At 69.6% G+C, this 25852-nt stretch carries 22 protein-coding genes; 3 read left to right on the forward strand and 19 right to left on the reverse strand.

Annotation, left to right across the window (positions count from 1 at the left end):
- Window position 1 precedes the first annotated feature (1 nt).
- The 8 genes from I4I81_RS11165 to gshB all read right to left on the reverse strand — a co-directional run bounded on the left by I4I81_RS11165 (window position 2) and on the right by gshB (window position 11252).
- Window positions 2-2056: a hydantoinase B/oxoprolinase family protein gene (locus I4I81_RS11165; RefSeq protein WP_218600730.1), complete on the reverse strand. Its 2055-nt coding sequence runs from the start codon at window positions 2054-2056 to the stop codon at window positions 2-4.
- Window positions 2053-4230 carry a hydantoinase/oxoprolinase family protein gene (locus tag I4I81_RS11170; RefSeq protein WP_218600731.1) on the reverse strand — a complete coding sequence of 726 codons (2178 nt, stop codon included), beginning with the start codon at window positions 4228-4230 and terminating at the stop codon, window positions 2053-2055. Before I4I81_RS11170 ends, I4I81_RS11165 begins: the two co-directional genes overlap by 4 nt.
- Window positions 4227-4604 (reverse strand): acetone carboxylase subunit gamma, encoded by a 378-nt coding sequence (locus I4I81_RS11175; protein WP_218600732.1) that lies wholly within the window; start codon window positions 4602-4604, stop codon window positions 4227-4229. The genes I4I81_RS11170 and I4I81_RS11175 overlap by 4 nt, the downstream gene beginning before the upstream one ends.
- The gene (locus tag I4I81_RS11180) at window positions 4601-6478 is read right to left on the reverse strand and encodes a hydantoinase/oxoprolinase family protein (RefSeq protein WP_218600733.1); all 1878 of its coding nucleotides are present in this window, start codon (window positions 6476-6478) and stop codon (window positions 4601-4603) included. Before I4I81_RS11180 ends, I4I81_RS11175 begins: the two co-directional genes overlap by 4 nt.
- A 111-nt stretch (window positions 6479-6589) precedes the next feature.
- The gene (locus tag I4I81_RS11185; RefSeq protein WP_218600786.1) at window positions 6590-7906 is read right to left on the reverse strand and encodes a phenylacetate--CoA ligase family protein; all 1317 of its coding nucleotides are present in this window, start codon (window positions 7904-7906) and stop codon (window positions 6590-6592) included.
- Window positions 7903-8622, reverse strand: coding sequence for a FadR/GntR family transcriptional regulator (locus tag I4I81_RS11190; RefSeq protein ID WP_218600734.1), 720 nt, complete (start codon window positions 8620-8622; stop codon window positions 7903-7905). Before I4I81_RS11190 ends, I4I81_RS11185 begins: the two co-directional genes overlap by 4 nt.
- Window positions 8623-9901: 1279 nt before the next feature.
- Complete coding sequence (locus tag I4I81_RS11195) at window positions 9902-10198, reverse strand: GNAT family N-acetyltransferase (RefSeq protein WP_226363882.1); 297 nt, start codon at window positions 10196-10198, stop codon at window positions 9902-9904.
- 37 nt (window positions 10199-10235) lie between these two features.
- The gene (gene gshB, locus I4I81_RS11200; protein WP_218600735.1) at window positions 10236-11252 is read right to left on the reverse strand and encodes a glutathione synthase; all 1017 of its coding nucleotides are present in this window, start codon (window positions 11250-11252) and stop codon (window positions 10236-10238) included.
- A 117-nt stretch (window positions 11253-11369) separates the two neighbouring features.
- Here gshB and I4I81_RS11205 point away from each other — a divergent pair, with 117 nt between their 5' ends.
- Entirely contained in the window at window positions 11370-12083 is a 714-nt protein-coding gene (locus I4I81_RS11205; RefSeq protein ID WP_218600736.1) for a gamma-glutamyl-gamma-aminobutyrate hydrolase family protein, read from the forward strand.
- 10 nt (window positions 12084-12093) lie between these two features.
- On the opposite strand, the gene I4I81_RS11210 is transcribed toward I4I81_RS11205, so the two are convergent.
- From I4I81_RS11210 to I4I81_RS11230, 5 genes are read right to left on the reverse strand one after another with little or no spacing between them, the layout of a single operon-like run.
- Window positions 12094-13518, reverse strand: coding sequence for an aldehyde dehydrogenase family protein (locus tag I4I81_RS11210; RefSeq protein ID WP_218600737.1), 1425 nt, complete (start codon window positions 13516-13518; stop codon window positions 12094-12096).
- Window positions 13519-13520: 2 nt separating this feature from the next.
- Entirely contained in the window at window positions 13521-14288 is a 768-nt protein-coding gene (locus I4I81_RS11215) for a glutathione S-transferase family protein (protein WP_218600738.1), read from the reverse strand.
- Window positions 14289-14316: 28 nt separating this feature from the next.
- Window positions 14317-15033 carry an iIsoprene-epoxide--glutathione S-transferase gene (gene isoI, locus I4I81_RS11220; protein ID WP_218600739.1) on the reverse strand — a complete coding sequence of 239 codons (717 nt, stop codon included), beginning with the start codon at window positions 15031-15033 and terminating at the stop codon, window positions 14317-14319.
- A 40-nt stretch (window positions 15034-15073) separates the two neighbouring features.
- Window positions 15074-15772, reverse strand: a complete 699-nt coding sequence (gene isoH / locus I4I81_RS11225; RefSeq protein ID WP_218600740.1) for a 1-hydroxy-2-glutathionyl-2-methyl-3-butene dehydrogenase — start codon at window positions 15770-15772, stop codon at window positions 15074-15076.
- 2 nt (window positions 15773-15774) lie between these two features.
- A complete protein-coding gene (locus I4I81_RS11230) occupies window positions 15775-17025 on the reverse strand; it encodes a CaiB/BaiF CoA transferase family protein (RefSeq protein ID WP_225924542.1) in 1251 nt (416 codons plus the stop codon).
- Between the two features lie 127 nt (window positions 17026-17152).
- On the opposite strand from I4I81_RS11230, the gene I4I81_RS11235 reads away from it, so the two are divergent.
- Window positions 17153-18400 carry a glutamate-cysteine ligase family protein gene (locus I4I81_RS11235; RefSeq protein ID WP_218600742.1) on the forward strand — a complete coding sequence of 416 codons (1248 nt, stop codon included), beginning with the start codon at window positions 17153-17155 and terminating at the stop codon, window positions 18398-18400.
- A gap of 4 nt (window positions 18401-18404) precedes the next feature.
- Window positions 18405-18863 (forward strand): hypothetical protein, encoded by a 459-nt coding sequence (locus tag I4I81_RS11240; protein ID WP_218600743.1) that lies wholly within the window; start codon window positions 18405-18407, stop codon window positions 18861-18863.
- A 225-nt stretch (window positions 18864-19088) separates the two neighbouring features.
- On the opposite strand, the gene I4I81_RS11245 is transcribed toward I4I81_RS11240, so the two are convergent.
- The 6 genes from I4I81_RS11245 to I4I81_RS11270 form a co-directional block, all read right to left on the reverse strand.
- Window positions 19089-20051, reverse strand: coding sequence for an ABC transporter ATP-binding protein (locus I4I81_RS11245; protein ID WP_218600744.1), 963 nt, complete (start codon window positions 20049-20051; stop codon window positions 19089-19091).
- A 171-nt stretch (window positions 20052-20222) separates the two neighbouring features.
- On the reverse strand, window positions 20223-20807 hold the full coding sequence (locus tag I4I81_RS11250) for a MarR family winged helix-turn-helix transcriptional regulator (protein ID WP_218616025.1): 585 nt from the start codon (window positions 20805-20807) through the stop codon (window positions 20223-20225).
- Window positions 20808-20896: 89 nt separating this feature from the next.
- Window positions 20897-21112, reverse strand: coding sequence for a hypothetical protein (locus tag I4I81_RS11255; protein ID WP_218600746.1), 216 nt, complete (start codon window positions 21110-21112; stop codon window positions 20897-20899).
- Window positions 21109-22230 carry a peptidylprolyl isomerase gene (locus tag I4I81_RS11260; RefSeq protein ID WP_218600747.1) on the reverse strand — a complete coding sequence of 374 codons (1122 nt, stop codon included), beginning with the start codon at window positions 22228-22230 and terminating at the stop codon, window positions 21109-21111. Before I4I81_RS11260 ends, I4I81_RS11255 begins: the two co-directional genes overlap by 4 nt.
- Window positions 22230-24548 carry an MMPL family transporter gene (locus I4I81_RS11265; protein ID WP_218600748.1) on the reverse strand — a complete coding sequence of 773 codons (2319 nt, stop codon included), beginning with the start codon at window positions 24546-24548 and terminating at the stop codon, window positions 22230-22232. Before I4I81_RS11265 ends, I4I81_RS11260 begins: the two co-directional genes overlap by 1 nt.
- Window positions 24545-25846, reverse strand: coding sequence for an MlaD family protein (locus I4I81_RS11270; protein WP_218600749.1), 1302 nt, complete (start codon window positions 25844-25846; stop codon window positions 24545-24547). The genes I4I81_RS11265 and I4I81_RS11270 overlap by 4 nt, the downstream gene beginning before the upstream one ends.
- Window positions 25847-25852 lie beyond the last annotated feature (6 nt).

The raw sequence follows: 25852 nt of genomic DNA on the forward strand, positions 1-25852 counted from the left end.
GTCACATCCGCATCAACGGGTTGACCACGGCACCGTCGGGCCACGAGCCGTACATGGAGAGGATCTCCTCCGGGGGCTTGCGCTGCGACCAGCCCTCGTGGAACTCGTCCCACGTCTTGCCCTGGGCCTTGCGCTGCTCGCGCACCTCGGTGCGGCGGGCCTGCGTCGCGGCCGGGTCGACGCGGCCGGTCTGCTCGTTGAACCGCACCGCGTACACGTTCGCCGCGGCCCAGTCGGAGATCATCCCGTCCGTGACGTCCTTCTCGACGGCCTCGGGCTCGCGGTCGATCGGGTCGCCGTAGCCCGTTCCGCCGGTGGAGATGCCCAGGGTGATGACCTGGTCGCCCCCGACCGGACGTGCGGTGCGGGCGTAGGACTCCGAGACGATCCGCCCGCCGAACTTGCCGGCGAGCAGCGCGGCCAGGTCGAGCGTGCCCTCCTCACCGGCTCGCAGCAGCTCGGGGATGTCGACACCCTCCATCGACAGGCCCGGGCACGTGCACTGCGAATAGCCGCCGAACAGCGGCTGCGGCGTCTGGATGATCGAGTTGTCGGCGATCGACATGAAGAACACGAAGGGCACGTGGTGGGCCACCCACAGCTGGGCGGTGCCCACTCCGCCGCGGTACTTGCCCGCGCCGCCGGAGTCCTCCCAGTGCTGGGAGAACGGCACCAGCATCGGCAGCTCGTTCTCCATGTTCTCCACGTCCGGCGCCCGGCCGAACGCGCACCACGGGAACCCGTAGGCGTTGATGCCGTCCTGGGTGGCGCGGCCTCCGGAGCCCTCGGTGTTGATCGTGTAGGCGAGCATGTCGGCGAACGGCATGCCCCACTGCGAGACGCCGGCCAGCACGGAGGCGTTGCCGCCGTTGCCCAGTGACGCCGAGACCTGGCGCCACTCGGTGGTGCCGAACCGGGCCCGGCCGATGCAGTTGGCGATGGCGCTCATCGCGCCGGTCGCCGCCATGACCGCGCAACTGGTGGCCGCGTTCGGTGCCGGGGAGAGCATCGAGTTCTCCGGGAACACGAAGTCGATCGGCTGGAACGTGGCGCTGGAGATGGGCAGGTCGTGGAAGACGTACTCGTAGATGTAGTTCGCGAGGTGCCCGATGACCGCCTGCGGGTGGGCGTTGTAGCTGGACCCGTTCTCCGGGCTGGTGCCGGTGAAGTCGACCGAGAGCGTGTCGTCCTTGACCGTCATCGTCATGAAGCAGTTGCGCAGCAGCGCGTTCTCCATGCCGGCCGCGTCGGAGAACGTGGCGCAGCGGTAGACGCCGTCGGCCCACGACGAGAGGCGCTTGCGCGACCCCGCCTCGGCCTCGATGAGCATCTTGCGGAACAGGCCGGTGACGAAGTCCTTGCCTTCGCGGGCGAACATCTCCAGCAGCCGCACCCGTACGCGGTCCGCCGTGGTGCAGCGGGCCCGCAGGTCCACCGTCACCGACGTCTCCGAGCGCAGGCCGAAGGCGGCGAACATCTCGATGATGTCGGCGCGGATCTGATGGTTCTCGCCGATCTTCATCGGGGGCAGGTTCATGCCCTCGTCGAAGCGCGACTTCGCCGAGACCGGCATGCCGCCCGGCTCGGTGGCGCCCGTCTCCGTGGTGTGGCTCAGCGCCGCCGTCCACGCCACGAGCTCGCCCTCGAAGAAGACCGGCATGATCGCGACCTGGTCGGGGTTGTGGATGCCGCCGTAGAGCGCGTCGTTGGTGTACCAGATGTCGCCGTCGAGGATGCCCGGGTTCTCCTGGTAGGTCTTGAGGATGTACTTGATGACGATCGGCGGGATCACCGCGTGCAGGTAGGTGCCGGCGGAGGCGTTCACCAGATCGCCCTGGGCGGTGAACAGCGCGACGATCGAGTCGCCGGCCACTCCCATCTGGCTGCGCGAGGACCGCATGAACACCTCGTAGCCCTCGTCGAGGATGTCCGCGGTGCGCTGCACACCGATCTCGTAGTCGCCGGTGCCGACCTTGTCGATGCAGGCCAGCTCGTGCTCGGTGGGTGTGCTGACCTTGAGCGCCTGGAGCTTCTCCTCCAGCGTCGGGTAACTCATGCCATCGCTCCTTCCGCGAGGGCCGGCTGCGCGGCAGCGGTCCCGGCGACGTCGGTGTTCTGCAGCAGGCCGAGTCCGTGCTGGTCGATCGACAGGGACTTGCCGGGCGGTACGACGATGGTGGTGAACTCGGCCTCGACCAGCGCCGGACCATCGACCTGGTTGCCCGGGGTCAGCTTCGCGAAGCTGTAGACGGGGCTGTCGACGCGCGTGCCCAGCGCGGGCCAGTAGGCGTTCCGGCTGCCGTCCTGCGCCGCCGACGGGTCCTTCCCGCCGAGCTCGTGCACCTCGAGCTGCAGCTTCTCGGTGGCGATCGTGGCCTTGACCACGATGCCCTCGATGTAGGCGCCTCCGGGCTTGTTCACCACGTGCGGGCTGAAGGCCTCCGAGTACTCCTTCTCGAACGCCTCGTACACCGCCGAGGCGTCGGCCTCGTCGTGGATCTGCACCAGCGGCGAGGACACCCGCTTCACCTGCACCTGCCCGCCGTAGAGCATGTCGAGCTCGACGCTGAAGACCGCATCGTCGGGGTTCAGTCCCTCCGAGACCAGGTCCGACCTCGCCTGGGCGATCATGTCGTTGATCGGTCGGTTGTAGGCGTCGTAGTCGTCGGTGAGCTGCTGGGTCATGCCGTTGAGGAACAGCAGCCGCTTGCTCTGCTCGTAGACGTGCATGATGTCCATGACCGAGCTGCCCAGCGCCGAGAACACCGGTGCCTGCGGGAAGATCACCGAGGTGGGGACGTCCTCGCCGTAGCCGGCCACGTGCGTCGGGCCGCCGCCGCCGAAGGCGAAGAGCACGAAGTCCTCGGGGTGGTAGCCGCGCAGGTGCACCTCGCGCTTGATCGCCGAGCGCATGTTCTCCTCGATGATGCGGCGGATCAGCGCGGCGGCCTCGTCGACCGAGACGCCCAGCGGCTTGGCGATCTTCGTCTCGATCGCGGCCGCCGCCTTGTCCCGGTTGAGCGGCATGCGGCCGTTGAAGTAGCCGTCCGGGGAGATGTAGCCGAGCACGACGTCGGCGTCGGTGGTGGTCGGCTCCGTTCCGCCCAGGTCGTAGCAGACCGGGCCGGGGTACGAACCCGCCGAGCGCGGCCCCACCTCCAGCCGCCCGCCGAGCAGCTCGTTGATCCAGGCGATCGAGCCGCCGCCGGCGCCCATCGTCGTGGCCTGCAGCATGGAGATCCCGACCATCCAACGGTCGATGATCGGCCGGAACTCGTACGAGCGCACCGAGGCGTCGACGACCATGCCGAGGTCGAAGCTGGTACCACCGACGTCGGAGGCGATCACGTTCTTGTAGCCCAGCGACTTGCCGATGTGGAACGAGCCCATCAGGCCGGCGATCGGGCCACCGTTGTAGGTGCGCGACGCCGTGGTCTTGAAGATCTCCGCCGAGCCACCGGTGTTGTGGGTGAGCAGGAAGCTGCCGCGGTAGCCGTGCTCGCGGAGCTGGTCCCAGGTCGCCTCCATCTCCGCCTTGATCGAGCTCTGCAGGTAGGCGTCGAGGATCGCGGTCATCGTGCGCTCGTACTCGCCGACCTTGGCGACGACCTCGTGGCTCAGCACGACCGGCAGGTAGCCGATGTGGTAGCCCTTGTACTCCTCGCGGATGATCTCTCGCACCCGCCGCTCGTGGGCGGGGTTGAGGAAGCTCCACAGGAGCGAGACCGCGATGGCCCGCGCGCCCCCGTCGACGAGCTTGCGCAGCTTGCGCCGGACGTCCTCCTCGTCGAGCGGGCGCAGGACCGCACCCGCGGAGTCCACCCGCTCACGCAGGCCGGCGATCATGTCACGGTGGATGAGCGGCTCGGGCTTGTTCTGCACGGCCAGGTTGCGCCGCTCCGAGACCCGCGTGCCGTCGGTCCACTGCGCACCGCGGCCGATCAGGATCGCGTCCTCGTGGCCCTCGGTGGTGAGCAGGCCCAGGCGCGGTCCCTTGCGCTCGATGAGCCGGTTCATCGCGACGGTCGTGGAGTACCGGACGAGTTCGATCTGCGGGAGCAGCTCGTCGATGGACATCTCCATCTGCTCCGCGCCGTCGTTGAGCACGTCGAGGAAGCCGACCGAGAGGTCGTAGGGGGTGGTGGGCGCCTTGGCGGTGATCCGCCGGTCGTCCCAGGTCAGGACGAGGTCGGTGAACGTGCCGCCCACGTCGATGTCGATCGCCTTCATGCTGCTCCCACCTCGAGCTTCCCGTGTTCATCGATGCGCAGCTCGCCGGTGGACAGGCGCCGCTTGAGGCTGTCGATGTCGATCTCGGTGTCGTGCGTGATCGGGTGACCGGGCGGCAGGTACTCGGTCTCGACCTGCTGGCCGCAGCCCGGGCAGTAGAACTCGATGATCCGGACCCACTCCGGGTTCGGGGAGAACGTGAACTCGCCCTCGATCTGCGGCGGGTGGATCTCACCCGGGTCCCGCTCGTGGATGAGCAGGCCCTTCTTGTAGTTGTCGCGGGCGTCGAAGACGTCGTGGCCGCAGGTGTGGCAGGACCACCGCTCGGCGTCGACGTCGAGATCGAGGTACTCGGCAACGTGGATCTTCGTCATCGGTTCGCTCCCTTCGAGGCGACTCCGTCGCCGTTCCCATCGACGTCCAGGGACCATCCCGGACCGACCAGCCAGGTGAAGCTGCCGCCGTCGACCAGCGCCGGCCCGGCGACGGTCGACCCCGCGGCCGACGAGTGGCTGCGGGTCGCGATCCCGCCGCGCTCCCCGGAATCACCCGAGGTGGCCGGTGCAACAGCCGACTCGATGCTCGGCAGGACGAAGCGTGCGGTGAGCCGGACCAGGTTGGGCGTACCGCCGTTCACCGCCCCGTCGACCGAACCGTCCGAGGTGGTCCGCGTCCCGTCGGCGTAGCGGACCTCCCAGCTCAGGACGGCGGCGTCGGCGTCGAAGCCCTCGCCTGCGAGGTCTCGACCAGCCTCGTCAGCGAGCTTGGCCGCTGCTGCCCGGGCGGCGTCCGCGGAGTTGACGGCCGATTCGTAGACGTGGACGACGTCGGAGATGGCCGAGCCGAACGCGCTCAGGACGTGGCCGAATCCGAACAGCCGTACGGTCGAGGCTCCGAGCAGCGAAGCCACCCCGGTCCCGAACAGCGGGCCGTTGCCACCGAACGCGTAGACCGCGGTGTCGGCGGGGTCCCAGCCCATCTCGGCCGCGGTCTCGCGGGCGAGCTGCGCGACCATGTCGTAGGCCGTGTCGACGATCTTCTGAGCGGCCTCCTCCGCCGAGAGCCCGAGCGGGGTGCCGACGGTGCGCTCGATGGCCTCCGCGGCCGCTGCGACGTCCAGGACGCGGCGGCCGTCGAGGAACGCGTCCGGCGCGAGATAGCCGAGAAGCACGAACGCGTCCGTGGTGGTCGCGTGGCGACCACCGAGGCCGTAGCAGGCCGGACCGGGAGCGGCCCCCATCGAGTCGGGCCCGAGCGTCACCTTCCCGTCGGCGACGCGGGCCACCGATCCACCACCGAGCGCGATCGAGCGCAGCAGCGGGAGGTTGGTGCGCACCGGGATGCCGAAGAGGTCGCCCTCCTGGCGGTCGACCACGCGCCCGCCGTCGACGGCCGAGACCTTGGCGGTCGTGCCGCCGACGTCGATCGCGAGCACCTTCGCATCCCCGGCCACGGACGCCTGGTGGGCGCACGCGTGCGTGCCGAACAGCGGGCCCGACTCGATGGTGTCGAACGCGGTGGTCTTGCCGATCCGCGCGACGCCGCCGTTGATGTGGCCGACCAGGACGTTGCCGCGCCAGGAGTGCTGTTGCTTGAGCGTCTCCTCCGCGCGGTAGAGCGTGGTGGCCAGGGAGGGGTGCACGTAGGAGTTGATCAGCGAGACGAACGTGCGGGTCGAGTCGTCGGGACGCAGCAGGATCTCGCTCGCCGGCAGCGCCGGGATCGAACCCAGGTAGTGGTCCGGGTACTGGGTGTCGATCATCGCGACGATCTTGCGCTCGGCCGAGTTGTCCTCGAACGCTCCCTGCAGCGAGATGTTGATCCGCCGGATCCCGTTGTCGAAGAGCCCCTTGACGGCCTTGCGCACCTCGTCGTCGTCGGCGTCGGCGCTGATCCCGGTGATGTTCGCCCGCGGCACGAGCACGTCGACGACCGTGGCCGCCTCCTCGGGCGTGGTGTACAGGTCGTCCTCGTGGCCGGCGCTGACCAGCAGACCGAGCCGCGGCCCGGTCTTCTGAGCCAGCACGTTCGAGGTGATCGTCGACGACCAGCGGATCAGGGCGACGTCGTCGAGGAGATCGCGAAGCGTGGCCGCACCGACCCGTTCCCTCGCCGCCTCCAGTACCTCCATGAAAGCGATGGTCACGTCGTGCGGGGTGGTCTCGACCTTCACCGAGAACACCTGCCCGCCGCCGCTCACGAGACCGTCGGTCATGGTCCCGCCGGTGTCGATGTCGATGTTCAACACGTCCGCGTCACCTTCCTGATCACCGCTACCTCCCTGTAGAGAAACCGATTCCGTGCAGGCGTCATCACCACGTCGACGGTGTTCCGTCGCGTGTCGTGTCCGTGCAGGCCCCTATCTCCGCCGGCGGACCAGCTGGGCCTTCATCTCCCACCTGGGGAGCGCGTTCGGCGGCACCAGATCGACGCTCGCCTTGACGACCAACTTGTCGCGCAACGCCCGTTCGACGTCGGCGCGCAGCCCCTCGAGGTCCTCCTCATCGGGCCCGTACTCCACCTGGACGCGCATCGGAGGACGCACCACCGGCCCGTTGTCGGTGAGCAGGATCTGCATCGCCCCCGTCGTGCGCGGCTGCATCGACGCCACCACGTCCTTGACCGCCGAGGGCCACACGTTCACCCCGGCGACGAACAGCAGGTCATCGGTGCGGCCCGAACAGTGCAGCCGCGGGCTGGTGCGCCCGCACGAGCACGGCTCGGCGTTGACGATGACCCGGTCACGCACCCGGAAGCGCACCAGCGGCACGCACTCGCGGCGCAGGTGGGTCACCACCAGTTCGCCCTCGACGCCGTGGTCCCAGCCGAGGCGCTCCCCCGTCTCCGGGTCGATCACCTCGGCGAGGAGCTGGTCCTCCGCGCACAGGTGCAAGCCGTTCTGCTCGGGGCAGGTGGCGAGGTAGATCGGGAAGACGTCGGCGTTGCCCATGCCGTCGGACACCGTGGCCCCGAAGTCGGCTTCCAGGCGCGCCCGCACGCCGGGGATGGAGCCGCCCGGCTCCGCTCCGACCAACAGCTTGCGCAGGCCGAGTTCGGACGGTTCCATCCCGAGCCGGTCGCGGCAGTACTCCGCCAGGTAGGTGGCGTACGACGGGGTGCACATCAGGACGGTGGCGCCGAGGTCGCGGATCGACTGCACCACGCGGTCGCTCGCCGCGGTACCGATCGGCACGAACGTGGCCCCGATGTGCTCGGTGGCGTCCTTGAGCGGGAGGCCACCGACGAAGAAGCCCAGGCCGAACGCGTGGATGACGACGTCGTCGGGGCGCATGCCCTCGCAGTAGAGGACCCGGCTGACGACCTGGGTCCAGTCGTCGAGGTCGCGCCGGGTGATCCCGACGTAGCTCGGACGCCCGGTCGTGCCGCTGGAGGCGTGCACGCGCACCACCTCGCTCATCGGGACCGCTGCGTGCTGCCCGAGCGGCGGGGCGAGCAACTGGCTCTCCCGCAGCGCGTCCTTGGTGGTGAACGGCGCGTCGAAGGAGTCGAGCGACTCGACGTGGTGCGGATCGAATCCCGTCGCCGCCCACAGCTCGGCGTAGAACGGCGACCGCTCCGCCACGCGCGCGAGCTGGGTGCGGAGCCGCTCCAGTTGGACGACCCGCATCTCCGCGCGCGGAAGCGACTCGACCGCGGGGTCGAACAGCGCGTTCACAGGGCCACCTCGCGCTGTTGCCGGTCGTCCTCGTACTCCGTCAGGTACCGGCGTGCAGCGCGCTCGGCCGCGTCGATCTCCCCGTCGTCGATCAGCCGCATCAGGTGCGTCAGCCGATCCTTCGACGCCTCCAGCCACGCGGGATCGCGGACCTTCTCCCCCAGGCTCAGTGCGATCGGGCCACGCAGGCTCTCGTACATCGCGACGAAGACCGGGTTGCATGACGCCTCGACCAGGGCCAGGTGGAACTGCACGAGCGCGTCGACGGCCCGCGCGGGACGCGCGCCGGCCAGACCGAGCTTGCGCAGCGCCCGCCCCAGATCGACCGAGTCGCGGCCGCGGGCGGCCAACCGGGCCGCCATCGGCTCGACGGCCAACCGGACGTCCATGACGTGCTGCGGCTCCACGTCCATCGTCGACAGCGGCGCGGAGGTGATCGCATGGAACTCCTCGGGCTCGGGCGCCGAGACGAACCGGCCACCGCCGTAGCCACGGCGGACCTCCAGGTATCCCGACACCTCCAGCGCCTTCAACGCCTCGCGCAGCATCGGGCGCGAGACGCCCAGCTGGGCGGCGAGGTCCGGCTCGGACGGCAGGCGCTGCCCGACCGCCAGGTCCCCGCGCACGATCAGCCCACGCAGCGACGCCACGATCTTGTCGAAGCCCCGACCGGTGCCGATCGGCTGGAACAGGACAGCCGGCTCCTCGACGGTCACGCCGAACTCCCTCCGGATCCGGGAACGCCGAACTGACATCGACGATCCACCCGAACACGCCGGACGTACATCATCTCGTCTGGTGGCCGGTCGCCCGTCGTTCGGGGCGACACGACCAGCGAGGCGGCGGTGGCCTGTGACGATCACGTGGCTCCTCCCGTCGCGCCGTTCGAGCACTGGCTGTCTGACAACTGATGATGATTGTGAGTGTGCTCACCGTAGAAGGCGCGCAGCCTGTCGTCAATAGTTCTACGGATCCGGCTCGATCCGACGCAAGAGTGTCGAAGAAGAACCCTCTGAGCAGGCAGTACTCTCCCGATAGCGTCGAGAAGTGCCCGAGGGGTGCCGTGAAGCCGCTCCGTGCGGTGGCCACCATCACGGCAGAAGTCTGACAGCAGTTCGGAGCCGTCAGTGGATGGCGGTGGTCGTCGGCCCGACTCCGAAGCGGCGGTCATGATGCGGAGCCACGCCGCGACGTACACCTCTCGCGCGGAGGCCGAGATGCCGGTCACGGGCGATCCCGTTCGAGAGTCGGCCGATCAGGGTCACACCGCCGAGGTGAGTCGGTGGCTGTACCGAGTAACCCGAGGCGATGGCGCAGCTGTCGATGAACCGCACCGTCGTCTACGAGCAGATCCGGTCAGGTCGACTGCGCTCGGTCCGGCAGGGGCGCTTCGTACGAGCAGGCGGCGGCACAAGGACCAGGACCGTCGACGTCGTCCGAGAACGTCGTGCTCGACCCACGTTGTCCGCAGAGCCGTGTCAGCACGCGCCCGACCACCGGACGACCACGCAGAAGCCACCCCGCCGACGCACGCTCGCCTGTTCTCAGCCCGTGAGCAGCACCGCGAGCCCCCACCCCGACGGCACCCTCCACGTCTCGGCCGCCGAGCTCGCCCGCCACGGCGTCCCGCCCGGCAGCCATCTGCGCATCGTCACCGCGCACGAGGTCCCTGCCTCCCGCCGGAGCCTCCGGGGGGGGACGCGTACCGGCACCGCGGTCACGGATATGTCGACGCCCTTCCCGGAGCGCTGGAGGGCACCTGGTCCGCGCACATCACCGACACCGAGCAGCGCTCGGAGGACGGAATCGCCGGCGCGGCGCGGAAGGTGTGGGGGCGACGCGGACGATGTCATCGCCATCGGCAGCGGCCGACTGGACCAACAGCACCGTGCTGGTCGACGAGTTGGTGCGCGCGATCCGTCATGAGCGCAGGCGCTACCCCTGGGCCCGGGGGGCGGCTCGCCCGCGTGGTGGCGCCCACACTCGGCTTTCGAACTACCGACGCCGCTGCACCGCAGTGACGACGTCCGCGTACCCCGGGTGCTTGCTGATCCAGTTTCGGACGTAGTCACACTCGGGCACGACGGTCAGCGCACGACACCGGGCAACATCGAGTACGCCCCGGACGAGCGTGCCGGCGACGCCCTGGCCACCGAACTCCCTACCGATCTCGGTGTGCAGGAGCGTGATCTCGTCATCGTCGAGGCGGTACTCGACCACCCCGGCGAGTTGGTCGCCACGATGGATCTCGAAGCGCGAGCGCTCGGGATCGTCCGTGAGTGTCAGCTCCACGTGCTGCTCTCCATTCGTGCGAGATCAATCGGTGGCACTACCCGTGCAGCGCGGCGTGCCGGGTCTCGACCCACGCGACCACGTCGTCGGACAACCTGGTGCCGGAGAACGCATCGATCTCGCGTACACCGGTGGGGCTCGTCACGTTGATCTCGGTGAGGTAGTCACCGATCACGTCGATCCCCACGAAGATCAGCCCGTTCGCGGCCAGGCGGTCGGCGATCCGTGTGCAGATCTCCTTGTCCCGCGGCGTGACGGAGTCGGCGACGACCGAGGCACCGGCCGCCATGTTGCACCGGAACTCACCCCCGCTCGCCACCCGGCGAACCACCCCGATCGGCGCGCCGTCGAGCACGATCACCCGACGGTCACCGTCGACCGACTCCGGGATGAAGCGCTGGACGACGACGTGATCACGTCCCCGCGACGTCGCCGCCTCGAGGATGGAGCGCAGGTTGGGGTCGTCGGGGCGGAGCAGCATGATCCCGCGTCCGGCCATCCCGTCGGTGGGCTTGACCACCGCCGCCCCCCACACACCGGTCACGTCGACGATCTCTGCGATGTCGGAGCTCACGACGGTGTCCGGGCACAGCTCCGGGAACTGGAGACTGAACAGCTTCTCGTTCGCGTTCCGGAGCCCGGCCGGATCGTTAATCATGATCGTCCGACGCTCGTCGACCAGGTCCAGGACGTAGGTGCCCCGCAGGTAGGCGGCATCGACGGGCGGATCGGTGCGGACGAAGACGGCGTCGACCAGGTCGAGGACCCAGCGCTCGGGCGCGCCCGCGCTGTACCAGTTCTGCTCTGCGCGCCACCGACCGCCGTGCAGCGTGGCGGGCCGTACCTGAACGGGTGTGCAGACGGCCACCGCCCGGCCGTGGGAAACACCGAGGGCCCCCATCGTGGTGACCAGGATGCGGTGGCCGCGTGCCTGGGCGGACTCCATCAGCGCGACGCTGGTGTCGTGCGCAGCGTCGAGCGAGTCGATCTCGTCGATCACGAAGACGAGGTGGAGTTGCGGGTTGGCTCTGGACGAGGAGTGGGAAGTGGACATCGGTGTCCTCCGCTTGCGTAGGCGGTACAGGTGGGCGCGAGCTACGTGACTTTTCCTTACCTGTCAGATTTTCAGTCCTGATCTAAGCTGACGGTCGGCAGACGAGGGGACCGAGACATGCAGGAGCCAGGCAGCCGCGGGGCGCCACTGATCGCGGTGACGGGCCGACGACGACCCGCGCACGGAGTGCACACCGGTCCGGCGATGCTCGACTCGCTGCACCTCGACGTGTACTTCACCGGCTACGCCGAACATGTCGGGGCAGCCGGCGGGATCGCGGTGTACGTGCCGTCCACGACCGACCCGGAAGCCCTGCTCGACCGGGTCGACGGGCTGATCCTCAGCGGGGGCGCGGACGTGGACCCGATCCGCTACGGCGCCGCCAGATGCTCGACGACCCCCGAACTCGATCCCGAACGCGACGCCACCGAACTCGCGCTGCTGGACGCGGCGCTGGCACGCGAGCTGCCCGTGTTGGCGATCTGCCGCGGCCTGCAGCTGGTGAACGTCAGCCGCGGAGGCACCTTGCACGCCCACCTCGATGAGCACCAGGTCGGGCCGTGGCACGAGGTTCTCATCGAGCCCGGCAGCATGCTCGGAGGCCTCCACGGCGCGACGACCAGCGTCAACAGCCTCCACCACCAGAGCATCGACCGGCTCGGTGACGACCTGGTCGTCACCGGTCGAGCCCTGGACGGCATCGTCGAGGCCGTCGAGCTGCCGGGGAGCCGGCTGCTCGGCGTGCAATGGCACCCCGAGCAGCTGGCCGGACCGCAGCCCGTGTTCGACTGGCTCGTCGACGGCGCCCGTGAGCGCTCCGCGATCCGCTGACTCCATCGACCTACCTCTTGACGCTGAGCACCTTGATGTTGGTGTACCCGTGCAGGCCGTGCAGAGAGCCTTCGACGCCGATCCCCGACTGCTTCGCCCCGCCGAACGGGACGGCCGCCGTCACCACCGGGTGCTGGTTGACCCACACCGAACCGGCGTCGAGACGCTCTGCCACCGCCGTGGCGCGGTCGAGATCAGGCGACCACACCGACGCACCGAGGCCGTAGTCGGTGTTGTTGGCCCGTGCGACCGCGTCGTCGACATCGCGGTAGGTGAGGATCGGAACGACGGGCCCGAACGGCTCCTCGTCGACCAGCGGAACGCCTTCTGCGACATGACGGACGAGCGTGGTCGGGAACCAGTAGCCGGGGCCGTCGGGAACCTCGCCGGTGAAGAACGCCTCGCCGCCGCGGGCGATCGCGTCCTCGGTCAGCTGACGGACACGCTCGAGCTGCGGCTTGTTCTGCACCGGTCCGGCCTTCACACCCTCCTGCAGGCCGGGGCCGACCAGCACCGTTGCGGCTTCGGCGGCCACGGCCTCGCAGATCGCGTCGAACTTCGACTCGGGTACGTACAGACGCTTGAGCGCCGCACAGACCTGACCGGAGTTGGAGAACGCGGCCCAGAAGAGATCGGCACCGATGACGGCCGGGTCGGCGTCGTCGAGAACGATGCCGGCGTCATTGCCGCCCAGCTCCAGCGTGACGCGCTTGAGCGTTCCCGCCGCGGAGGCCATGACCCGCTTGCCCGTGGCGACCGACCCGGTGAAGGAGATCTTGTGTACGCCCGGGTGCGCGGTCAACGCGGACCCCAGTTCGTCGGTGCCCGCCACGACCTGGAACACCCCGGGAGGCAGGACGTCCTGGAGCAGCTCGCCGAGTCGCATGGTGGAGACCGGCGTGTAGGGCGACGGCTTGACGATGACCACGTTGCCGGCCACGAGCGCGGGGATGAGCTTGAACATCGCCGCGAGGATCGGGTAGTTCCACACGGTGATGGCGCCGACCACCCCGAGCGGCTCGCGCCTGACCTCGACCCGGCCGGTCTCGTCGTCCTTGATGACCTCCGGGTCGAGGGTGATAGAGCCCAGGAAGTCGATCTGGCGGAGGCTGGCACCGACCTCACCGCGGGCGTTGCCGAGCGGCTTGCCCTGCTCCGTCGTGACGAGCAGCGCCAGCTCGTCGATGTTGGCCAGGATGACGTCCTTGATCCCCCGGACGATCTCCTGACGACGCGTGAGCGGCGTGGCGCGCCAGGCAGGGAAGGCGGCGTTCGCGGCGGCCACGGCCTCGTCGAGCTGGGCGAGCGATGCCGCAGGGACCTCGATGAAGGATTCGCCCGTGGACGGGTCGATCACCGAAAGGCTGTCTGCGGACCCGCAGGAGCGTCCGTTGATCGTGAGCTGCGGGGTCTTGATCGCGGTCGGGGTCGCCATGGTCATCTCTCCGGATCTGGGGTTGCGGAACCGTCGGGGGCGACGCGCGTGGCGGCTCCGACCGGGTTCGCGGTGGTCCGGAACAGCAGTTCTCGCTGCTCCGCGGTGTAGCGGAAGTTCCTGACGTCGTCGTCGCGTCGGTCCTCGACCTTCGCCTGCGCCGAGGGCCGCGCCGAGATGCGCTCGGACCACGACGCCACCGCAGGGAAGTCGGCCAGGCTGATGCCGTGGCCCTTGCCCAGTCGCGTCCACGGGAAGCACGCGATGTCGGCGATCGAGAACTCGCCCGATCCCTCGCCGGCGAGGAACTCCCGGCCGGTGAGTCGGTCCTCCAGGACCCGGTACACGCGTTGCGCCTCGGCCCCGAAGCGCTGCTGCGCGTACTCGACGACGTGCCCACCCTGCGGGGCGTACGTGGTGAAGTGGGTGGCCTGGCCGAGTCCCGGCCCCTGGTTGGCGACCTGCCAGATCGTCCAGCAGATCGCCTCCCAGCGGGCAGCGGGATCCGACGGCAACAACCTGCCGGTCTTCTCCGCCAAGTACTGCAGGATCGCCGCGGACTCGAACAGCGCGATCGGACCGCCCCCGGGACCGTCGTGGTCGACGATCGCCGGGATCTTGCTGTTCGGGTTCACCAGCAGGTAGTCGGCTTCGAACTGGTCCCCGCGGGTGATGTCGACCCATCGGATCTCGTAGGGAAGACCGAGCTCCTCGAGGGCCATGTGGATCTTGCGGGCGTTCGGGCTGACGAAGTAGAAGAGATCGATCATGATGACGCCCTCCGACGCCCGCGGGTGATCAGACGCCGTAGCGCGTGTTCATCCGCTGGGAGTAGGCGACGAGGTTGGTCTTGGAACGGGCGTAGTCGCGGCCCGCCCAGTCCCACGGGACGTCGGCGATGTGCCGGAAGGTGGAGTAGATCGTGGCGTCGAACGACGTCGGCTCGGAGCCGAGGAAGTACTCCTTGTCGCCGAGGAACGTCGACAGCGCGTCGAGGTCCTCCGAGAGGTTCTGCAGCACGTCGTCACCGGTCCGCAGACCCATGCCGTGCCCGCCGGCCGCGGCCCAGATCTTCTGCCGGTACGCGAGCATGGCCTCGATGAACTCGGGAGCAGGCTCCTGCCCGGGAGGCACGAAGGACGGCAGGTAGACCGAGAAGACCTCGTCGTTGCGCCAGCGCGGGTAGATGATTCCCGACCAGTAGACGTTCTCCTCGACCGTGCGCTGGAACGCCAGGCCGACGGCCTTGTCGGTGTCGCTGAGGTGGCTGTCGAGCTTGTCGCCGTACTTGGCCTGCAGGTGCTGGACGATCCGGGTCGAGTCGTTGACCTGCACGCCCTCATCGACGATGTAGGGCAGCTTCGCGGTGGGCGACTTCTGGGCGAGCGAGTCCAGGGGCTGGATCTCGTAGGTGAAGGGGATACCCGCCATCGTCAGGTAGTTGACGACCTTGGTGACGAACGGGCTGATATCGGACAGCCCCCAGGACGGGACGAACCCGTAGACCGTGATCATGACAAGACTCCTTTGGCTCGTGCGTGGACAGGAACGGAGATCACCAGGGCAGGAAGCTGCCGTTGGCGTGCTGGAAGCGGCCGGCGTCGGCCGGAGTGAGGGCGTCGAGGACGGCCACCAGCTGGGCGGCGGCGTCCTCCGGTGCGCTGTACGCCGAGGCGTACTTGGTCATCTGGTCGGGATCGACGACGTCGAGCAGGTTGGTCAGGACCATGCCGGGGTGCAGCGCCTGCACCATGGCGCCCTGCTTGACCAGGTCGTGGTGCAGGTTGAGCGCGACCATGTTCGCCGCGGCCTTGGAGATGCGGTAGGCGTAGTCGCCACCGCTGCCGTTGTCGCCGAGCGAGCCGACGCGGCTGGTGAAGATGCCGACCTTGGCGCCCCGGTCGAGCAGACCGCGCAGTTCCCGCACGACACGCAGCGGGCCGATGGTGTTGACCTCGAACTGGTGCCGGACATCGTCGAGGTCGACGGTGTCCAGGGTGTCGAGGTGCATGATGCCGGCGACGTGGACGATCCAGTCGAGTCGGACGCCACGCTGCTCGAGCCGCTTGCCGAGCTCGGCGACGGCGTCGTCGGAGGTGACGTCGACTCCCGGCTCCACCGCGATGCCCAGCTCGGCGAGGTCGGCCCCATCGCCGAAGCACGCCGCGACGACCTCGTCGCCACGTCCGTGCAGGTGCCGTGACATCGCGTGCGCGATACCCCGGTCGGCTCCGACGATCAGCTTCGTGGCCATGCTCAAGCTCCTCTGGTCAGTACCGCGTCGGCTTCGTCAGCCGGTGCGGGATCGGGTTCCTGGTGTTCGTCGCCGACGACGCCCTCGGCGACGAGTCGAACGATCTCCTCGCGGGTCACGCCGAGCTCCTCGAGCACCTGGGTGTTGTGCTGACCCAGCAGCGGCGCCCCACGGGACGGGCCGACGGGCGTGTCGGAGAAACGGGGCGCGGGACGCGCCTGGCGCAGCCTGCCCGCCACAGGGTGTTCGGATTCCACGATGGACCCCGAGGCGAGCACCTGCGGGTGGTCGATCAGCTCGTAGCGGCGCAGGGCGGGAGCGCACGGAACGTCGTGCTCGGGGAGGATCTCCAGCCACTCGGACGCAGGTCGCTTCAGCAGCACCTCCTGGATCACGGTGAGGCGCTCCTCGACGTTCTCGTCGCGCTTGGCCGGAGTGTTGAAGCGGTCGTCGTCGAGGAGATCCGGTCGGTCGGCTGCTGCGCAGAACGCATGCCACTCCCGGTCCTGCATCGTCGAGACCGTGATGTAGCCGTCCGCGGTCTCGTAGATCAGGTCGATGAAGCTGGCGGCGCGCTCCGGCTCGACCGGCTGGTCCATGAACGTGTAGGCGTTCATGTCGCTGGCCCACAGGAAGGACAGGACCGTGTCGAGCATCGAGAGCTTGATGTGCTGGCCGGTTCCGCTGCGTCCGCGTGCCACGAGGGCTGCGCAGATCGCCTGCGCGCCGGCGATGGCGGTGAGCTTGTCGGGAAGCACGGTCCGGATGAGCTTGGGGCGCTCGGTGTCGGAACCGGCCTGCACCGTCGTCAGGCCCGACAGCGCCTGGACGATCGGGTCGTAGACCCGGCGTTCCGAGTACGGACCCGTCTCACCGAAGCCGCTGATCGACAGGTAGACCAGCCCGGGATTCACCTCGCGGAGATCGTCGTAGCTGATGCCGAGGCGCTCGACGACGCCGGGACGGAAGTTCTGCACCAGCACGTCGGCGGTGGCGACGAGCGTTCGCAGCGTCGCCACTCCCTCGGGGTGCTTCAGATTCAGCGTCACCGAGCGCTTGGAACGGTTGATGTTGACGAACATCGACGCCATGCCCTGCGACTGGTTGCGCAGCGCCCGGACGTGATCGCCGGCTCCGGGTGGCTCGACCTTGATCACGTCGGCGCCCTGGTCGCCGAGGATGTCGGCCGCCCACGGACCGGACAGCATCGCGGACAAGTCGACAACCCGAATGCCGGCCAGAGGACCACTCATCGTTCACCTCGCTGTGGATGTCGTTGGCATCACAGAACGTAACGAGAAATTTCTTAGCAGTCAACTACTTTTCAGGAAGATGTTTGCTGGTATGCTACAGCCCTCCTAGCAGTCGAGAGGTGCCTCCGTGCCGTCACAACGTCGTGCGCTTGCCCGGGCAACCGCCGTCGACATCGCCGCGGCCTCCTTCATCGGGGAGCCGCCGTCACTGTGCGGGATCGAGCTGGAGTGGCCCGTGCATCGGTACGACGACGTCGGCACTCGGCCGACCCACCCCGAGCTGCTCGCCGCAGCCCAAGGTCCCCTCCCCCACGGCGGGCGGGTCACCATCGAGCCGGGTGGCCAGATCGAGCTCTCCACGCTCCCCGCGGCCACGGCGGACGCCACCCTCGACGCCGCGACGATGGATTCGACGACGTTGCACGAACGCCTGCGCCGCGCCGGACTGGTCACCGCCGAGCTGGCCGTCGACACCCGCCGTAGCCCACACCGCATCCTCACCGCGGCTCGCTACGCCTGCATGGAGGAGTTCTTCTCCAGCACCGGCGACGCCGGGTCCTGGATGATGTGCAACACGGCGTCGCTGCAGGTCAACCTGAGCCACCTTGCAGTGGACCCGCAGCGACGATGGAAGCTGGCCCACCAGCTCGGCCCGATCCTGATCGCGGCGTTCGCCCACTCCCCCGGCCTCGACGCCGCGGGACGGCGGTGGGAGTCGATGCGCCAGGCGATCTGGTGGTCGATCGATCCCGGCCGTACCCGTCCGCCGTGTCTGCGCACGGCAGGCCCGGACGCCTGGTTGCACTACGCGATGTGCGCAGATGTCATGCTCATGCGCTCGGCCGACGCGAGCACGGCCGTCCCGATCGCGCCCGGCCTCCCGTTCGGGCGCTGGCTCGCGGAAGGTCACGAAGGTACGTGGCCCACGGTCGAGGATCTCCGCTACCACCTCACGACCCTGTTCCCGCCGATCCGCCCGCGTGGATGGCTGGAACTGAGAATGCTCGACCTCCTTCCGACGCGCCTCCGCGATGTGGCCACCGTCGTCGTGCTCGCGGCGTTGACGACCCCGGCCGCGGACGAACTCGAGGAGCGCCTGCCCTCGACCGAGGGACTGTGGTGCGCCTCGGCCCGGTACGCGATGGGCCACCCGGCGCTCGCGAACGCCGCGCGAACACTGTTCGACACGGTCCTTCCGGCAGTGGAGGCGGTGACGACCAGCGCTGGGCGGCGTGACGACGTCGGCGCCTTCGCCCAGGAGTACATCGCCCGCGCGATGTCGCCTGCCCAGCGGGTCGGGAGCAGGGAGCTCGGCTCGGCGTTCGCCCCGTCCCTCAGCTTCGACAGGGCCACCCAGCACGCCCTGGCCGGCTGACCTCATGCGCGTACGTCTGCCCGGCTCGATCGGGCTCGCCGCCTTGGCCTGGCTGCTGGTCGGCGGGCTGCTGATCGCCTCGTGGTTCGGTCAGCTGCAGACCGACGGTGAACCCTCCGTCGGCACGATCACCGACGCGCTCGGCGATGACGCGGTCGCGGGCACGTCCGGGTCCGCTTCCGGATCCGCACTGCCGCTGTTACTCGGAGCGATCATCGTGCTCCTCACAGCCGGGCTGCTGCTTCGGCACGGCTGGACACAGTGGGTGCTGTTGCCAGCCGGATTCATCGGAATCATCGCCATCGCCTCCTCCGGCCGATGGTCCCTCCTGATGATCGGCATGCTGGCGGTGTTCGTCGGCTCCGTGGCCCTCATGCCGCGCAGTGCACGACGATTCCTGGCGACGTCACCGGCGACCACCGATCATTCCACTGGTCATGACGATCCGAGCCCCTCGATGTGAGCCGGAATCGACGTATACCTCGGCGTTGCAGTGCACCAGGATGAACATCGGACCGGCCGCCTCGCTGCCCCGCGAGTGGTCCGGTCCGAACCCTTGTCACGACACCGATCCCCACCGGTCCACCGAAGGAGCGCCGAGAACCTGACCCCATCCTGACAACAGAGAAGCCACCTCACGCATGCCCCGCGTGAGGTGGCTTCTTCGTGGTATCGCCACCTCGGGGCGTCAGAGCCCGCGTTGCATCATCGCCAGGTAGACAACCGCGATGAGCAGCAGGAAACAGATGACGAACGCCGGATCGACATCCACTGTGCGCATTCGGCGCTCGCGTGCCGCCCGCAACGCGGCATCGAGATCGGGCGGCCCGAGCTGATCCAGGATGCGGAATCTCCGGTCGAACTCGGCGCCGTCGTGGACACCGTCCAGCAGAACGGCCGGATCACCTGTCGCGACGATGCGGGCGTTGCACAGGACGGCCAGCCCATCGCCGAGTTCCCGTGCCACACGGAGGTCGTGGGTCGTGATCAGCATCGTCGCGCCGGTGCGGCGCTGGGTGGCGCGGATCGTCGCGATGATCTGTTCTTCGTGGAGCGAGTCGAAGGCCGGCTCGAGGTCGTCGAGCAGTACCAGTGGCGGGTCGGTGACGAGCGCCGCCGCAAGCCCGACGCGGCGTCGCATGTGCGCGGCCAACTCCGATGGAAGCCTGTCGGCGACGTCCTGCAGGCCGAGAGTGCGCAGCCACCAGGTCACCCGCGGCCGTACGAGTTCCTCGTCCGCGCCGGGTATCTGACGCAACGGGAACGCGACGTTGTCGTACACGGTCAGCGAGCCGAACGTCGAGCCTTCGTAGACCGTGCTGCCTCCGAGCAGTGCCCCGATCCCTCGTCGTAGGTCCCGCAGGTCCGCCGCGGCGCACCCCACGACCTGATGGCCGCCGATCTCGATGCTGCCGGCGTCGGGCGGGATCAGACCGACGAGATGGCGGATCAGCGTGGTCTTGCCTGCGCCCGAGGGGCCCATCAGGACGGTCACCCGACCGGCCGGCACCTCGAGACCCAGCCGGTGCAGTACGACGGTGTCACCGCGGACGGTGGTGACACCGTCGATCCGGATCGCGGGCGGGGCACCCCGAGCGCCTGCCCGCGCTTCCCCCGGTTCGCTGCCTGCGGCCGGGTTCGACCCGGTCATGGCCGGCCTGGGCCCGGACACCGGGGCCCGACCGGGCCGCGACCTCCGTCGATCGTTCGGGCCGGCGCAGACGATCCGCCCACCGCCTGCGATCCGAGGTGCATATCGGCCTTTCGAACTGCGGGCGTACCGCTGGGCGATGCCACGAACGTCCCGGTCCCCGGCCGGCGGTCAGTCGTCGTCCAGGGGCTCCAGAGCGAGGAGGAACTTGCGAAGCAGTTGAGCGAGCCGTTCTTGTTCCGGCGCCGTGAGCGCATCGGAGAGCACCTTGGCGTCGTGAACCATCAGATCGTCCAGCAACGAGTCGACCAGCTCGATACCGGCGGGCGTCAGCTCGACGTCGACGCGCCGGCGGTCGACGAGGTCGACGTGGCGGGTCACCAGGCCGGCCCGCTCCAGCTTGTCCAGACGCTGCGACACCCCACCCGAGGTGATGAGGGCCGACCGGGTGAGTTCGCCGGCGGAGCGACGGAAGGGCGGACCGGACCGGCGGAGCATCCCGAGGACGTCGACCGTGCCCCGGTCGCTGCCGAACGCGGCGAGCTGGGCCTTGCGCTGCTGCTCGAGGTGTCGCCCGATGCGCCATATCCGGCTGACGACACCCATCGACGTCACATCGGTGTCCGGACGCTCGCGCTGCCAGTCGCGTTCGACTCGGTCGACGGCGTCCTCGACGCTCGCCTCATCCTCGCCGGACAGCTCGGCCTCACCACGCTGTACAGGCACTCCACCGACTTCGTTCATGGTGATGGTCACTCTACGAGTCCCCCTCGGATCGGCGTTCACACGGCTGCAAGCGTAGTTGAGCGTAGCACTAAACAACTTAGCAACACGTATCTACGCGCTCAGAATAGTGCAACCACCGCCCCCGCCAGGAACGCCGCAGCGACGACCGCGCACGTCGTCCCGCCTCGGCGCAGCATCCGGGCCCGGCGCTCGCGTTCGAGTCCCACGAAGTGCGCCGGCACGAGTGCCTCGGCGTTGCTGCGGCCCCAGTGGCCCAGTACGAGGAGAGGGACCGCCATGGCCACGAGTCCGACCATCGTGAACAGCGCGTTCATCGCGGCGGGCTCGTCCCCGGCGGCACCGGCGCCGCGGGTGCCGGGTCCTGCGCTGCGGGCCCGGTCGCCGGAGGGGCATCCGGATCAGCCGGGCGATACGCGTCCGCGTACTGGACGGCGGCGTCGGAGATGCGGGCCGCCAGCCACTCGCGCCACGCCTGGGTGCTGCGCTCCAACTCCAGCTGGGCACGGAGTGGCTCCAGGACCTGTTCGTACACCGCCGGAGCCGGAGGGGTCACCTCGAGCACGGTGCCCACGTTCCAGCCGTGCAGTCCCTGCACCGGACCGAACACGTCGTTCGGGGTTGCGGCGAAGGCCGCGGCCGCATAGGCGTCCTCGAGCGGGGCGGCCGGCACCGTGCCGAGATCGCCGCCCTGGTCGCGCGTCGCGGCGTCGTTGCTCACCTGACGCGCCACCTCGGCAAATGGCTCGCCGGCACGAACCCGGGCGGCGGCATCATCAGCGGCCCGTTCGTCGGGCAGCACCATGTTCGCCAGATGACGGAGCTCCGGGGTGTCGATCTCTGCTCGCCGCTCGTCGAACGCGCTCGCGACGTCGTCGTCGGAGACGGAGACGTCTCGCGTGACCTGTTCCAGGAGCTGCCCCACAGCGAGCTGCCGCTTGACCTCGACGAGGACGGCCCGTTCCGACGTTCCCGCGTTACCGAGCGCCTCGACGAGCTGTCGACGCGCGTCGGCGCCCTCCCCGAGTTGGTCGCTCACATACCGGTCGAAGACGTCCTGGGCGGACTTGTCCGCGATGACGATGCCGCCGTCCTGGGCCGCCCGCTCGAGGATCAGCGCCACCGCGTACGCCTTCGCCGCGTCGCGCCGGAAGGCGTCCAGCGCCGCGGGTTCCGTCGGGGGCTGCACACCGTAGAGCGCCTTCAAGGTGTCCACCTCGTCGTCGAGCTCCTCGACGGACACCACCCGGTCGCCGATCCGGAACGCCGCGTCCTCGGGGAGCTGACCCGCCCGCGAGATCAGGTGACCCCCGACCACGGCGGTCAACGCCAGCGCCAGCACCGCGGCCAACAGCGCTCGACCGCGCCTGCCGGCCGGCACGACGGTCCGGCGCGCCAGGTCGGCGGTTCGTTCGATCAACGCGGAGCGCGTCATCACCCAACTCCAATCACTGCGTTCACGGTTGCGGCCGGTTCGTCGGCCGGAACCGGCTCGGGAACGGCCGCGACGGGGACCGGCCAGGCCCAGATGACGAGCTGGGCGGCGGCCAGCGCCAACAGCACCGAACCCGCCAGGAGCAGCCCGAACTCGCGGATCGCGCCCAGGCCCGAGACGGCGAGGACGAGGTAGCCCACCGCGGACGTCGCAGCGGCCAGGAGGACCGATCGACGCAACCCGCGATGGGCGCGCCTGCGTGCCTCGGTCAGCATCACGGTGAACTCGCACCCCACCGCGGCGGTCAACGAGCCGAGCGCCACCGTCACGGGGTTGAGCGGCAGGCCGACCAGCCGGATGAGGAGCAGTCCGACCCCGGTCGCGATCACTGCGGCCGCCACTGCGCGCGCCGCGTCCGGGCGGCGGCGCCCCAGCCCCACCGCGAGGACCAGCCCGGCCGCAGCCACGCCGGCGAGGTTCGCCAGGTAGCGATCGCCCGAGACCAGCTCGTGCGCCCGGGCGGCGAGCATCGGCAGGCCGGTGATCTCCACCTCGAAGGAGGCAGGTGGCGGCGGCAACGAGCCGAGCACCTCGTCCCGGAGGACCTGCAGTTCGACCGCGTCCTCGACCGTGCTGCCGAAGACCAGGGCCGCGACCGTGTGGTCCGCCCCGATCACCGATCCCACGAGGTAGGGGGGCAGCAGCCGGAGACCGGACGTGATCTGTTCGGTCGACGGTTGCACCCCGAGGAAGCCGAGCAGCGTCGGCGCCGAGATGGCGGGACGCAGACGGTCCCCGTGTCCGGTGATCACCGTTTCCTGCGCCGTCTGCATCCAGGCCAACGCCTCCGGTGACGTGACGTCGGGGCCGCGCAGCACGATGTCCACCTCGCCGGTACTGCCCAGCGCCTGCTGGAGCTCGTCGACCTGCGCACCGGCGGGCAGACCGTCGATGAAGGAGTCGAAGTCGGCCTGCAGGGGCAGCGTCGGCAACGCCACCCATCCACAGAGCGCGACGAGCCCGGCCGCCACGAGGACCGCGCTCCGGGTGCGGCGTGAGGAGGTCGCCCGCTGCGGCCCGAGGTCGGGCGATGGCGCCGGAGCGGGCTGCGGCGCGGTGACGGCCGCGGTGCGGATCAGCAGCGCGCCCACGCCGCACGCCGCCAGTACGCCCAGCCCCAACACCAGGCCGAGGTCGCGCACGAACGGCAGCGGGGAGAGCAACAGGGACCAGAAGCTGCAGGCCGTCGCGAAGGCGACGACGACCACCACGCGCCGTCCGGCGTGCTGCGCGAAGTAGGTCGGGTAGTAGCTCCCGATCCCCAGCAGCACCGGCAGGAAGGCGACCACGCCGAGCGAGGTGGGACGACCGATCCATCCGAGCGTGGCGAGAACCGCGGCCGTCGCCAGCAGGGTGGTCACCACCGGCAGCAGCCGACGTCGACGACTGGTCCACGGGGTGAGGAAGAAGCACAGTGCGACCGCGGCGATCGCGAGACCACCGACGAGAGGCACCTCCTTGCGGACCTGCTCCCCCAGCGCCGCGACCACCGACGGGACGCCGGACACGGTCACCTCGTCGGCCTCGAGCCCAGCACTCGCGACGACGGTCCGCACCCGCTCGACGAGCCGCTCGGTCTCCGCCTGCCCGAGGCCCTGGCGAGGACGTACGAGCACGGCGGCCGACCGGTCCGACGGCACGACGAACCGCCACTGCGGCCGCGGCTGCCCGGTCGGGTCATAGGTGGCAGCGGCCACGAAGGAGTCGTTGCGGATCGTGGGCAGACCGGCAGGCAGGCCCTGGGCGAGCAGTGATCCGTAACGTGTGTCGAACTCGGCGCTCGCCCGATCCGCGGCCGCGAGTGCCTCGGACTCGGAGACCCCGCCACGGCGAGCCGTGGCCTCAGCCGTCTGCCGGATGCCCTGACGCCGCCCCGCCAACTCCGCCAACAGGTCCTGCGACCGGCCCGCCACCTGGTTCAGGATGGTGGCGGGCCCGTAGACGGCGGCGACGTCGGGGAGTCCGGCCAGCTGACCCTCGAGCTTCAGGAGCCCGAGGAGCCGTTCCCCCTCCAGCAGCCGGCGCGGCTCGGCCGACTCCAGCAGCACGACGACCGGGTCGGCCCCGAAGGACCTCGCGAACCCGTCGAACTGGTCGATCGCCGGATCCGAGGAGGGGACGAACGAGTCGACGCCGGTCGCGACCTCGAGGCGGACCAGGCCGCCGGCCAGGAAGGCCACGGCCACGAGGACCGCGGCCGCGCCGACCAGACGTCGACGGCCCGGCCGTACGGAGCGCCATCCGCTCGCCGCTGTCATCGTGGCGGGTCCTGCTGGACGCGCGTGTACTGACCGTCGAACGGACCGGGCCTGTCCGCGCTGCCGGGCGCGGGGTAGGCGTTGGACCTGTCCAGGAGGGGGATCTGGTTCGTGCTCACCGGCTGCCCGCGGTAGGACGCCTCGTTGAACACCATGAAGATGCGCAGCGTCTTCCCGTTCGCGTCACCCCGGTTCAGCGCCTGCGCGAAGTTCGAGAAGAACGCGGAGACGTCTCGCCCGTAGGGCTCCATGTAGGACAACATCGGGTTGACGTCGGACAGCGCGACATCGGTCGCACCGATGAACCCGCTCGTCCCCTCCGCGAACTGCGGGGTCCGATCGAGCGTCGCCGGGGCCTCGTCCAGCACCTGCTGCAGCGACGGAAGCATCCCGCGGAGATCGGCAGAGGTCTCCGGGAGCTGCCGGAGGGCATCGGACAGGTCCGGAGCGGCCTCCCGGAGGTCGGCCGCAACCGGTCCGAGGTTCGTCGACAACGACGTGAGGTCGTCCGAGGCGTCGTGGGTGACGTCCAGCAGCCCGGGCAGCGTGCGCATCGTCGTCGCGATGTGCTCGCCGTTCTCCGCGGTCGCCGAGAACAGCAGCTCCGAGTCGGTCACGAGTTGGGCGATCTGCCCCTCCCTGGCATCGAGTGCCGCGAGCACCGTCGCGGTCTGGCGTGACAGCTGCTCGAGGTCCTCGGACTGGTCGGCCAGTGCGTTCAGCGCGACACCGCCCTCGCGGCCCACGTCGCCCAGTCCCCGCACCGCGGCGGAGATGTCTCGCGAGCTCCCGGAAGTGGCCTCGTCCGCCGAGCGCAGCAGCCCGCCGAGAGAGTCCCGGGTGGGCGCATCCAGGCTGCGCAGCACGTCGTCGAGTTCGACCGCCGGCACCGCGACGTCGGCCGGGAGTCGGGCACCGTCGGGGATCTCGGGTCCGGAACCGTCGACGATGTCCAGGTAGGTCTCCTGGATGAGGGTCTTGTTGCGGGCCTCGATCCGGAGACCCTCGTGCAGCGGGAAGTTCGAGCGGAGCTCGAGCTCGACCCGGGCCACCCCGTCCACCGCCTCCAGACCGGCGATCTGTCCGACCGGGACGCCGGCCAGCCGCACCTCGGAGTCGTAGACGAGGTTGGACACCTCGGGGAAGTCCACGCTGACCCGGTAACCGGTCGCGGTGATCAACGGGATCCGACCCCCGGAGTTGACCCAGAGGTAGCCGAACAGGGCGGTGCACACCGCGGTGAACGCCACGAGGACCATCAGCCGTGGATGCAGGAGAGTAGGCAGCATTGTGCGCATCGGGGT

Source organism: Pseudonocardia abyssalis (assembly GCF_019263705.2).
GTDB classification, from domain to species: domain Bacteria; phylum Actinomycetota; class Actinomycetes; order Mycobacteriales; family Pseudonocardiaceae; genus Pseudonocardia; species Pseudonocardia abyssalis.

Coding starts and splice junctions, on each gene's coding strand:
- I4I81_RS11210 (WP_218600737.1), bottom strand. CDS start 13,518: ATGGCGACCCCGACCGCGATCAAGACCCCGCAGCTCACGATCAACGGA.
- isoI (WP_218600739.1), bottom strand. CDS start 15,033: ATGATCACGGTCTACGGGTTCGTCCCGTCCTGGGGGCTGTCCGATATC.
- I4I81_RS11165 (WP_218600730.1), bottom strand. CDS start 2,056: ATGAGTTACCCGACGCTGGAGGAGAAGCTCCAGGCGCTCAAGGTCAGC.
- I4I81_RS11270 (WP_218600749.1), bottom strand. CDS start 25,846: ATGCGCACAATGCTGCCTACTCTCCTGCATCCACGGCTGATGGTCCTC.
- I4I81_RS11245 (WP_218600744.1), bottom strand. CDS start 20,051: ATGACCGGGTCGAACCCGGCCGCAGGCAGCGAACCGGGGGAAGCGCGG.
- I4I81_RS11240 (WP_218600743.1), top strand. CDS start 18,405: ATGCGCGTACGTCTGCCCGGCTCGATCGGGCTCGCCGCCTTGGCCTGG.
- I4I81_RS11265 (WP_218600748.1), bottom strand. CDS start 24,548: ATGACAGCGGCGAGCGGATGGCGCTCCGTACGGCCGGGCCGTCGACGT.
- I4I81_RS11230 (WP_225924542.1), bottom strand. CDS start 17,025: ATGAGTGGTCCTCTGGCCGGCATTCGGGTTGTCGACTTGTCCGCGATG.
- I4I81_RS11205 (WP_218600736.1), top strand. CDS start 11,370: ATGCAGGAGCCAGGCAGCCGCGGGGCGCCACTGATCGCGGTGACGGGC.
- I4I81_RS11175 (WP_218600732.1), bottom strand. CDS start 4,604: ATGACGAAGATCCACGTTGCCGAGTACCTCGATCTCGACGTCGACGCC.
- I4I81_RS11215 (WP_218600738.1), bottom strand. CDS start 14,288: ATGATCGATCTCTTCTACTTCGTCAGCCCGAACGCCCGCAAGATCCAC.
- I4I81_RS11255 (WP_218600746.1), bottom strand. CDS start 21,112: ATGAACGCGCTGTTCACGATGGTCGGACTCGTGGCCATGGCGGTCCCT.
- isoH (WP_218600740.1), bottom strand. CDS start 15,772: ATGGCCACGAAGCTGATCGTCGGAGCCGACCGGGGTATCGCGCACGCG.
- gshB (WP_218600735.1), bottom strand. CDS start 11,252: ATGTCCACTTCCCACTCCTCGTCCAGAGCCAACCCGCAACTCCACCTC.
- I4I81_RS11170 (WP_218600731.1), bottom strand. CDS start 4,230: ATGAAGGCGATCGACATCGACGTGGGCGGCACGTTCACCGACCTCGTC.
- I4I81_RS11260 (WP_218600747.1), bottom strand. CDS start 22,230: ATGACGCGCTCCGCGTTGATCGAACGAACCGCCGACCTGGCGCGCCGG.